This is a genomic window from Stenotrophomonas pictorum JCM 9942 (genome assembly GCF_001310775.1).
GTDB classification, from domain to species: Bacteria; Pseudomonadota; Gammaproteobacteria; order Xanthomonadales; family Xanthomonadaceae; genus Stenotrophomonas; species Stenotrophomonas pictorum.
Genome location: NZ_BAZI01000633.1, coordinates 1 through 1,037 on the forward strand (window position 1 = coordinate 1; position 1,037 = coordinate 1,037).

Genomic DNA, 1,037 nt, shown 5'->3' on the forward strand with positions numbered 1-1,037 from the left:
GCTCTGCAGGGCCCGCAGCGCACGCAGATCTTCCGGGGTCGGCCGCTCGGGCAGCGGGGGCAAGGCGGTGTCGAGCATGCCGGCAGCATGGCACGGCCCCGATCAAGGCGGCGTGGCGTGCGCGGCCACTCCGCGTGAAGCGGCTACAATCCAGCGCCTACCCCACCTCCGGAGACCTCTGCTGTGACCCGTAAACTCGTGCTGTTGCGCCATGGCCAAAGCCAGTGGAACCTCGACAACCGTTTCACCGGCTGGGTCGATGTCGATCTCACCGAGCAGGGCCGCCAGGAGGCCGCCACCGCCGGCCGCTTGATGAAGGAAGAAGGGCTGCAGTTCGATGTCGCCCACACCTCCGTGCTCAAGCGTGCCATCCACACCCTGCAGGGCGCGCTGGCCGAGATGGGCCAGGACTGGCTGCCGGTTGCCAAATCCTGGCGTCTGAACGAGCGTCATTACGGTGGCCTGCAGGGCCTGGACAAGGCCGAGACCGCCGCCAAGCACGGCGAGGACCAGGTCAAGGTGTGGCGCCGTTCCTATGACATCCCGCCGCCGCCCATGGACCTGGCCGATCCGGGCCATCCCAGCCACGACCGCCGCTACGCCGGCCTGGACCGCAACGCGCTGCCGGCCACCGAATCGCTGGCCACCACGCTCGATCGCGTGCTGCCGTACTGGTTTGATGCCATTGCCCCGCAGCTCAAGGACGGCAAGACCGTGCTGGTCACCGCCCACGGCAACTCGCTGCGCGCGCTGTACAAGTACCTCAACAACGTGAGCAAGGAAGAAATCCTCGAGCTCAACATCCCTACCGGCATTCCGCTGCTGTTCGAGCTGGATGACGACCTGGCGGTGCAGTCGTTCCGTTACCTGGGCGATCCGGAAGCGGCCAAAAAGGCTGCCGAGGCCGTGGCCAACCAGGCCAAGGCCCGGTAAGTAACACGTCCTGCAATCCCCTCACGACACCCGGCCGATGCCGGGTGTCGTCGTTTACGGCAGCGCCGCCCCGGCGCGGCCTTCCGGTGTGCCGGGGCGCGCCG

At 67.7% G+C, this 1,037-nt stretch carries 1 protein-coding gene; it reads left to right on the top strand.

The annotated features are described in order from the left end of the window. Positions 1-183: 183 nt before the first annotated feature. Positions 184-933 (top strand): 2,3-diphosphoglycerate-dependent phosphoglycerate mutase, encoded by a 750-nt coding sequence (gene gpmA, locus JCM9942_RS16685; protein WP_054660958.1) that lies wholly within the window; start codon positions 184-186, stop codon positions 931-933. Positions 934-1,037 lie beyond the last annotated feature (104 nt).